This window comes from Bradyrhizobium sp., assembly GCF_028868675.1.
In the GTDB taxonomy this organism is placed as follows: Bacteria; Pseudomonadota; Alphaproteobacteria; order Rhizobiales; family Xanthobacteraceae; genus Bradyrhizobium.
In genome coordinates this window covers 1-8484 of sequence record NZ_JAGWUA010000205.1, presented here as the reverse complement: position 1 = coordinate 8484, position 8484 = coordinate 1, and the positions used below count along the sequence as shown (strand labels likewise).

At 66.2% G+C, this 8484-nt stretch carries 7 protein-coding genes and 1 pseudogene; 7 read left to right on the top strand and 1 reads right to left on the bottom strand.

The annotated features are described in order from the left end of the window. From KGM94_RS21015 to KGM94_RS21000, 4 genes and pseudogenes are all read left to right on the top strand, one after another. Positions 1-199, top strand: a pseudogene (locus tag KGM94_RS21015) (branched-chain amino acid ABC transporter permease); the annotation flags it as partial. Then, a complete protein-coding gene (locus KGM94_RS21010) occupies positions 196-948 on the top strand; it encodes an ABC transporter ATP-binding protein (RefSeq protein ID WP_300263702.1) in 753 nt (250 codons plus the stop codon). The pseudogene KGM94_RS21015 and the gene KGM94_RS21010, both read left to right, overlap by 4 nt. Further along, positions 941-1672, top strand: a complete 732-nt coding sequence (locus KGM94_RS21005) for an ABC transporter ATP-binding protein (RefSeq protein ID WP_300263700.1) — start codon at positions 941-943, stop codon at positions 1670-1672. Before KGM94_RS21010 ends, KGM94_RS21005 begins: the two co-directional genes overlap by 8 nt. 18 nt (positions 1673-1690) lie before the next feature. Then, the gene (locus tag KGM94_RS21000) at positions 1691-2809 is read left to right on the top strand and encodes a cobalamin-independent methionine synthase II family protein (protein WP_300263698.1); all 1119 of its coding nucleotides are present in this window, start codon (positions 1691-1693) and stop codon (positions 2807-2809) included. Positions 2810-2880: 71 nt separating this feature from the next. On the opposite strand, the gene KGM94_RS20995 is transcribed toward KGM94_RS21000, so the two are convergent. Continuing rightward, the gene (locus KGM94_RS20995) at positions 2881-4596 is read right to left on the bottom strand and encodes a caspase family protein (protein ID WP_300263696.1); all 1716 of its coding nucleotides are present in this window, start codon (positions 4594-4596) and stop codon (positions 2881-2883) included. 280 nt (positions 4597-4876) lie between these two features. On the opposite strand from KGM94_RS20995, the gene KGM94_RS20990 reads away from it, so the two are divergent. From KGM94_RS20990 to KGM94_RS20980, 3 genes are all read left to right on the top strand, one after another. After that, positions 4877-6226, top strand: coding sequence for a hypothetical protein (locus tag KGM94_RS20990; protein ID WP_300263704.1), 1350 nt, complete (start codon positions 4877-4879; stop codon positions 6224-6226). Positions 6227-6289: 63 nt separating this feature from the next. Further along, positions 6290-7486, top strand: a complete 1197-nt coding sequence (metK, locus tag KGM94_RS20985; protein ID WP_300263694.1) for a methionine adenosyltransferase — start codon at positions 6290-6292, stop codon at positions 7484-7486. Between the two features lie 118 nt (positions 7487-7604). Then, positions 7605-8484: adenosylhomocysteinase (locus KGM94_RS20980; RefSeq protein WP_300263692.1), on the top strand; the 880-nt coding region annotated here is incomplete at its 3' end.

Genomic DNA, 8484 nt, shown 5'->3' with positions numbered 1-8484 from the left:
GGTGTTCCGGATGCTGCAGGAACTGTTCTCCAGCATCACCCCGCAATACTGGCAGTTCTGGATCGGCCTCGTGCTGGTCGTGATCGTGCTGGTCGGCCGCGAGCGCCTGCATCGCTGGGTGCTGTTCGTGCCGAACCTGATCCTGCGGCAGACCGGCGGACGCAACGCGGCCGTCACCGTCCCGGAGAGCGAGGCATGACGATCGCGCTCGAAACCAGGAACCTCGAAAAGCAGTTCGGCGGCCTGCGCGTGACGCGCGAGCTGTCGCTCAAGGTCGAGCAGGGCGCCCGCCACGCCCTGATCGGCCCGAACGGCGCCGGCAAGACCACCGTGATCAATCAGCTCACCGGCGTGCTCAAGCCGAATTCCGGGCGCATCCTGCTCGAAGGCCAGGACATCACCGACCTGCCGGTCCACAGCCGCGTGCAGCGCGGCCTGTCGCGCACGTTCCAGATCAACCAGCTCTATCCCGACCTGACGCCGCTCGAAACGATCGGTCTCGCGGTCTCCGAGCGACTCGGCCATGGCGGCGACTGGTGGCGGCGGATGGGTACGCGCAACGACGTCAACGGCGAGATCGCGGGCCTGCTCGAGCGTTTCCATCTGCTCGACGTCATGAACGAGCCGACCTCGATGCTGCCCTACGGCAAGCAGCGCCTGCTCGAGATCGCGGTGGCGATCGCGGCCAGGCCGCGCGTGCTGCTCCTGGATGAGCCGGCGGCAGGCGTGCCCGAGAGCGAGCGGCACGACATTCTGGCGGTCGTCGCCGGCCTGCCGCGCGACGTCACGGTACTTCTGATCGAGCACGACATGGATCTCGTGTTCTCCTTTGCCGACCGCATCTCGGTGCTGGTCTCCGGCGGACTCCTCACCGAGGGACCGCCCGACCAGGTCGCGCGCGATCCGCAGGTGAAGGCCGTCTATCTCGGCGAGGAAGCCCATGTCTGATTCCGGGGCTCCCGATCTGCTTGCGATCGAGTCCTTGCGCGCCGGTTATGGCGAGGCGGTAGTGCTGCCCAACATGAGCCTGCGGCTCGCAAAAGGGCAGGTGCTGGCGCTGCTGGGGCGCAACGGCACCGGCAAGACCACGCTGATCAACTCGATCGTCGGCGTCACCCGCCGTTTCTCGGGCACCATCGCGCTCGGTGGCGCCGACGTCACGAGCTTGCGGGCCGACCAGCGGGCGCGGGCCGGCATCGGCTGGGTGCCGCAGGAGCGCAATATATTTCGCTCGCTGACCGTCGAAGAGAACATGACCGCGGTCGCCCAGCCCGGTCCGTGGACGGTCGAGAAGGTCTACGAGATGTTCCCGCGGCTGGAGGAGCGCCGCAGGAATTTCGGCAACCAGCTCTCCGGCGGCGAGCAGCAGATGCTGGCAATCGGCCGCGCGCTGACGCTCAACCCGAAGGTCCTGCTTCTGGACGAGCCGACCGAGGGCCTCGCCCCCATCATCGTCGAGGAGCTCTTGAGGGCGATCGGCACCATCACCCGCGCGGGCGGCATCTGCTCGATCATCGTCGAGCAGAATGCGCAAAAGATTCTGGGGCTGGCCGATCGCGTTGTGATATTGGAACGCGGCACGATCGTCCACGATGCCCCGAGCGCCGCGCTGAAGGCCGACCCGTCGGTGCTGGAGCGCCACCTCGGCGTGGCAGGGGCGGCCGGCCATTAGAACTTCGGGAGTGAGACCATGCAGCGAACAAGACCCCCCTTCCGCGCCGACGAGGTCGGCAGTCTCTTGCGTCCGCCGAAGATCAAGGAGGCGCGCGCCAGGCTCGAGAAGGGCGAGATCGCGGCCGACGAGCTGCGCAAGATCGAGGACATGGAAATCGAGAAGGTCGTGCACAAGCAGGCCTCTATCGGCCTCAAGCTGGCGACCGACGGCGAATTCCGCCGCTCCTGGTGGCATTTCGATTTCCTCGCCAGGCTGACCGGCTGCGAGCTGTTCCATCCCGACACCGGCATCCAGTTCGCGGGCGTGCAGACCCGGCATGACGCGGTGCGCGTGATCGGCAAGCTCGACTTCCCCGACAACCACCCGATGCTGGACCACTTCAGGTTCCTGAAGAAATACACCGACCAGGCCCACGTCACCGCCAAGATGACGATCCCGTCGCCGGCCGTGCTGCACTTTCGCGGCGGCCGCAAGGCGATCTCCAGGGACGTCTACCCCGATCTCGACGCTTTCTACGAGGACCTCGGCAAGACCTACCGCAAGGCGGTGAAGGCGTTCTATGACGCGGGCTGCCGCTACCTGCAGTTCGACGACACCGTGTGGGCCTATCTCTGCTCGCAGGACGAGCTGAAGAAGGCGCGCGAGCGCGGCGACAATCCGGATGGCCTGCAGGAGATCTACGCCCGCATCATCAACTACGCGATCGCGGAGAAGCCCGCCGACATGGCGATCACCACCCATGTCTGCCGCGGCAATTTCCGCTCGACCTGGATCTCGTCGGGTGGCTACGAGCCGGTCGCCGAGACCATGCTCGCCGGCACCAACTATGACGGCTACTTCCTGGAGTACGACTCCGACCGCGCCGGCGGCTTCGAGCCGCTGCGCTTCCTGCCCAAGGGCGACAAGGTCGTGGTGGTCGGCCTGATCACCTCGAAGTTCGGCGAGCTCGAGACCAGGGACGACATCAAGCGCCGCCTGGAAGAGGCCGCCAAGTTCGCGCCGCTCGAGCAGCTCGCCCTCTCGCCGCAATGCGGCTTCGCCTCGACCGAGGAAGGCAACATCCTCTCCGAGGAGGAGCAATGGGCCAAGCTCAGCCTCGCGGTCGAGATCGCCAAGGAAGTGTGGGGGAAATAGCCTCATACCCCGTCATCATCAATGACATTGGACGGTTGCGCGCTCCGGGATAACGGTCCGCAAAGCCCCTCTCACTTCTCCGCCAGATAGACCTCGCCGAGCAGTGAGGAGTTCGACCACGGCACCTGCTTGTTGTGCGTGGTCGACACCACCTCGGCGCGCACCCGCGTCAGCATCTGCTGTACTTCCAGCCCGGGCGTGCCGATGTGGCGCGACAGCGCCGCCGAGAACGGGCTGTTGGCGCCTTCGCCGTCGAGCGCGACCTGGCCTGGCGCGGTGGCGAACGCGATCAACGTGCCGGCGCCCAGCGTCGCGCCGCTGCCGAGGCTCGTCGGCGGCGCCAGGCCGGAGGCACCCTCGATGCCGCGACCGGCGCCGCCCGCCGCCGTCTGCGGCGCCATCGGATTGTTGCGACAGGCGTCGAAGATCAGGATGTTGGTGCGGACCTGGTCGTCGAGGCCGGCCATGATGGTGTCCATGTCGATCATCGATGCCGTGACGTCGGCGCCCGCCTTCAGCTCGACGTCGACCGGGATCAGATAGTTGCGGCCGTCGATCTGCACGCCGTGGCCGGCGTAGTAGACCACCGCGACCTGGGCGCGCGCCGCTGCGCGCAAAAAGTCGCGCGTCATCTTCTGCATCGCCGCGCGGTCGAGATCGACACCTTCGGACACCGTGAAGCCGATCTCGCGCAGGCTTCTTGCGACCGCGCGCGCGTCGTTGGGTGGATTGGGTAGCGCCTTGACATGGGCATAGGCGCCGTTGCCGATGATCAGCGCCATGCGCGTGCCGCGGCCGGTGGCGGCGGGTGAGGGCGCAGGCGCGGGAACTGACGGTGAGGATGGCGTCGCGGCCGTCTGTTGTTGCGGCGTCGCGGGCGGCGGGTCGCGCGGCGCCGGCGCATCCGATAGCAGCGACAGCCGCACCTTCGCGGTGGCCTGGTTCGACTTGCTGCCGGCATCGGACGCGGTGACCTGCAGCGCGCTCTTGAAGTCTTCCCTGGCGTGCGCGTAGTCGCCCTTGGCCTCGTAGGCGAGCCCACGGAAGGTATAGGCCGAGATCAGCACGCTGTTGGGCGGCGTCATGATGTTGACCGGCGGCTTGTCCCTGGCAAGCCGCACCGCCTCGCTGCCGTCCGCGATCGCGCGATCGAGGTCGCCCTTGGCGCGCCAGATGGTCGTACGATGGACCAGCGGCTGCGACAGGGTGGGGTCGAGCCGGATCGCCTGGTTGATGTCGGCGAGCGCGCCGTCGAGGTCGCCGAGCGCCTCCTTGCAGGCTCCGCGATTCTGATAGGAAAACACCGACCTCGGATCGGCCCTGATGGCGGCGTCGAAATCGGCGATCGCCTTCGCGTAGTCCTTCTTGCTCTGGTAGGCGTTGCCGCGGTTGTGGAAGATGATCCCGTTCGGCGGACCGAGCTTCAGCGCGTCGTCGAAGTCGGCGATTGCGATGTCGTTGTCGCCCTTGTCGAAATAGGCCGAGCCGCGCAGGTTGTAGACGGCCTGGTCCGGCTTCAGCCGGATCGCCTCGGTGGTGTCGGCGATGACTTTGGCGTAGTCCCCCTTCTTGTTCCAGCCGACCGCGCGCCAGAAATAGACGGTGGCGAGCTGCGCGCCCGAAAATACCTTCAGCGCGATGATCTTGTTGCAGGCGTCGATCTGCTGGTCGGCCGGCGTGGTGTCGGTGGTGCAGAGCGGCCCGAGTTGCGAGCGCGACTGCGCGAGCGAGGCGGTGGACGAGAGCAGGGCGGCAAGGAGGGAGAGTGCGGCGAGCAGACGGCGCATTGAGGAATTCCCGGGAGAATGGTTGTGCGTTTGTTGCCGGGCCGGGGGCGGTGGTTCAAGAGCGGCTTCGTGCACGGGCCTGATTTGCGGTTGACGATATACGAATAGTCTCGTGCCCCGGACGCAGCGCAGCGCTTCCTTGGCGGTGCGCTGCAGAGTCGAGGCCCATCAGTTCGATCGTGTGGGGACACAAGCGGGGCGATCCTCTCGTCCATTCCCCCGTTGGGCAGACAATGCTAGGACGGGCCGCCCCGAACCCCGCTGCCCATTCCGTCCCACCATGAAAAACGACGAAATCCTCAGCCAGATCACCGAATTCTGCCGCAAGGCGAATATGGCGGAGTCGACCTTCGGGCGGCGGGCGGTGAACGACGGCAAGCTCGTGCACCGCTTGCGCGAGGGCAAGCGCATCACCATCGACACGCTGGAGCGCATCCAGGCCTATATGGCGGCCTCCGGCGGGCTGCCGCCGCCGCGCGGGCTGCAGGTGCCGCCCGAGAAGCGCGATCCGCGCGGCAATTTCCGCTTCTTCGAGAACCGGCAAAAGTACCTGCTGTTCGTCCACACCTGCGGCGAGAAGCGCGTGGTCGCCGACCGCGTGGCGCTGGAATTGTCCAGCCTCCATCCACGGCCACCGGCGCTGCGCGTGTTCGACGCCGGCGTCGGCGACGGCACGGTGCTGGCGCGGGTGCTGCGCTCGATGCACCAGCGCTTTCCGCACATGCCGTTCTACGTCGCCGGCAAGGAGCTGAGCCTGGAGGACGTCCGGCTGACGCTGGAGAAGGTGCCGGACCGGCTGTTCGAGCACCCGGCCTCGGTGTTCGTTTTCACCAACATGTACTATGCGGAAGCGCCCTGGCTGACCCCGGCCGCGCCCGCGGCGGCGGCCGCAACGGTGTGGCACGAAGTGCCGCTGCGAGGCGCTTCCGCCGGCGAGTTCGAGACCCAGATCGCGGACCTGAAGCCCTTCCTGGAGCAGAACTGGCGGGCCGCGGTCAGCCCCCGGACCGGAATGCCGCTCTATGAGCGGCCGGTAGTGCTGGTGCTCTACCGCGAGGACCACCGGTTTCTGCTCGATTCGACCATTCCCCGGCCGGGCCAGACCGAGGCCAATTTCGACTTGGTCATTGCCTCCCAGCCCTACCGGGCCAAGTCCTCGGTCAATTTCCGCGCAAAACGCATCATCGCGCCCCTGGCGCGGGCGCTGCGGCCCGGAGGCCGGCTGATCGGAATCCACTCCCATGGCCAGGATCCGGGCATGGAGCTCATCCAGGCCGTCTGGCCCGGAGAAAATCCTTTCTCGGTGAGCCGTCATGAGCTATTGCGCGCGGTGAAATACGAGCTCGGATCGGCGGGGCGCGACCTTAACTTTAACGCCTACGCGGATAACCGCTCGATCTTCCGGTATGATATGGAAGCGCTGCCCAACGAGGTGACCGGGACCATCGGAACCTCGACGGCCTTTGCAGCCTGGAATGCGGCGGTGTATGTCGCACAGATTGAGGACGACCGATTGACGGAAATGACTCAAAACGGCCGCACTCTGGATGCCGCCAGGGACGTTCTTCGCAAGTACAACGGGCTCTGGTTTTACGACGAATCCTACGTCATCTCGCGCCGGCGCGATTGACAATCCAACAAGGCTAAACATCGCAAACGACCGTCGGTAGCGGCGGAACAAGGGGTTAACTTGATGCGCGCGTCCTATCTGTTCACCAGCGAGTCCGTGTCCGAGGGCCATCCGGACAAGGTCTGCGACCGGATCTCCGATGAGATCGTCGATCTGTTCTACCGCGAGGGGCCGAAGGCCGGCATCGATCCCTGGGCGATCCGCGCCGCCTGCGAGACGCTCGCCACCACCAACAAGGTGGTGATCGCGGGCGAAACCCGCGGTCCGAAGTCGGTCACCAACGAGCAGATCGAAAGCGTGGTGCGCGGTGCGATCAAGGACATCGGCTACGAGCAGGCCGGCTTCCACTGGAAGACCTGCGACATCGAGATCCTGCTGCATCCGCAGTCGGCCGACATCGCCCAGGGTGTCGACGCCATGCAGCCCGGCACCAACAAGGAAGAGGGCGCGGGCGACCAGGGCATCATGTTCGGCTACGCCTGCAACGAGACGCCCGATCTGATGCCGGCGCCGATCTTCTACGCCCACAAGATCCTGCGGCTGATCGCCGAAGCCCGCCACTCCGGCCGCGAGAAGGTGCTGGGCCCGGACTCCAAGAGCCAGGTCACCGTGCAGTACGAGAACGGCAAGCCGGTCGCCGTGCGCGAGATCGTGGTCTCGCACCAGCATCTGGTCGAGGACATGTCGTCGAACCAGGTCCGCGAAGTCGTCGAGCCCTATGTGCGCGCGGCGCTGCCGAAAGAGTGGATCACGCCGAAGACGATCTGGCACATCAACCCGACCGGAAAATTCTTCATCGGCGGTCCCGACGGCGACACCGGCCTGACCGGCCGCAAGATCATCGTCGACACCTATGGCGGCGCGGCCCCGCATGGCGGCGGCGCCTTCTCGGGCAAGGACCCGACCAAGGTCGACCGCTCCGCGGCCTATGCCGCGCGCTATCTCGCCAAGAACATCGTCGCCGCGGGTCTTGCCGACCGTTGCACGCTGCAGCTCGCCTACGCCATCGGCGTGGCGCGGCCGCTGTCGATCTACATCGACACCCATGGCACCGGAAAGGTGCCGGAGGACAAGCTGGAGAGGGCCGCCGCCGAGGTCATGGATCTGAGGCCGCGCGGCATTCGCAGCCATCTCGACCTCAACCGGCCGATCTATGCCCGCACCTCCGCTTACGGCCATTTCGGCCGCACGCCGGACAACGAAGGCGGGTTCTCCTGGGAGAAGACCGACCTCGCGGAAGCGTTCAAGCGCGCCGTTTAACCACACGCGTCATTCCGCGATGCGCCGCAAGGCGCAGACCCGGAATCTCGAAGTTCTGGATTCCGGGTTCGCGCCGACGCGCGCCCCGGAATGACGATTCTAGCAACAGGAACCGCTCATGACCGCCGCAGCCAAGAAACCCGGCTTCACCGATTACATCGTCAAGGACATCGCGCTCGCCGATTTCGGCCGCAAGGAAATCTCGCTGGCCGAGACCGAGATGCCCGGCCTGATGGCCACCCGCGAGGAGTACGGTCCGAAGCAGCCGCTGAAGGGCGCGCGCATCGCCGGCTCGCTGCACATGACGATCCAGACGGCTGTCTTGATCGAGACGCTGGCGGCGCTGGGCGCCGACATCCGCTGGGTCTCCTGCAACATCTATTCGACCCAGGACCACGCCGCCGCCGCCATCGCAGCCGCCGGCATTCCCGTCTTCGCCGTGAAGGGCGAGACGCTGACCGAATATTGGGACTACACCGCAAAGCTGTTCGACTGGCATGGCGGCGGCACGCCGAACATGATCCTCGACGACGGCGGCGACGCTACCATGCTGGTGCATGCCGGCGTGCGCGCCGAGAAGGGCGACACCGCTTTCCTCGACAAGCCGGGCTCCGAGGAAGAGGATATCTTCTACGCGCTGATCAAGCGCCTCTTGAAGGAAAAGCCGAAGGGCTGGTTCGGCGAGATCGCCAGGAACATCAAGGGCGTCTCGGAAGAGACCACCACCGGCGTGCATCGTCTGTACGAGATGGCCAACAAGGGCACGCTCCTGTTTCCCGCCATCAACGTCAACGACAGCGTCACCAAGTCGAAATTCGACAACCTCTATGGCTGCCGTGAATCGCTGGTCGACGGCATCCGCCGCGGCACCGACGTGATGCTGTCGGGCAAGGTGGCGATGGTCGCGGGTTTTGGCGACGTCGGCAAAGGCAGCGCCGCCTCGCTGCGCCAGGCCGGCTGCCGCGTCATGGTCTCCGAGATCGACCCGATCTGCGCGC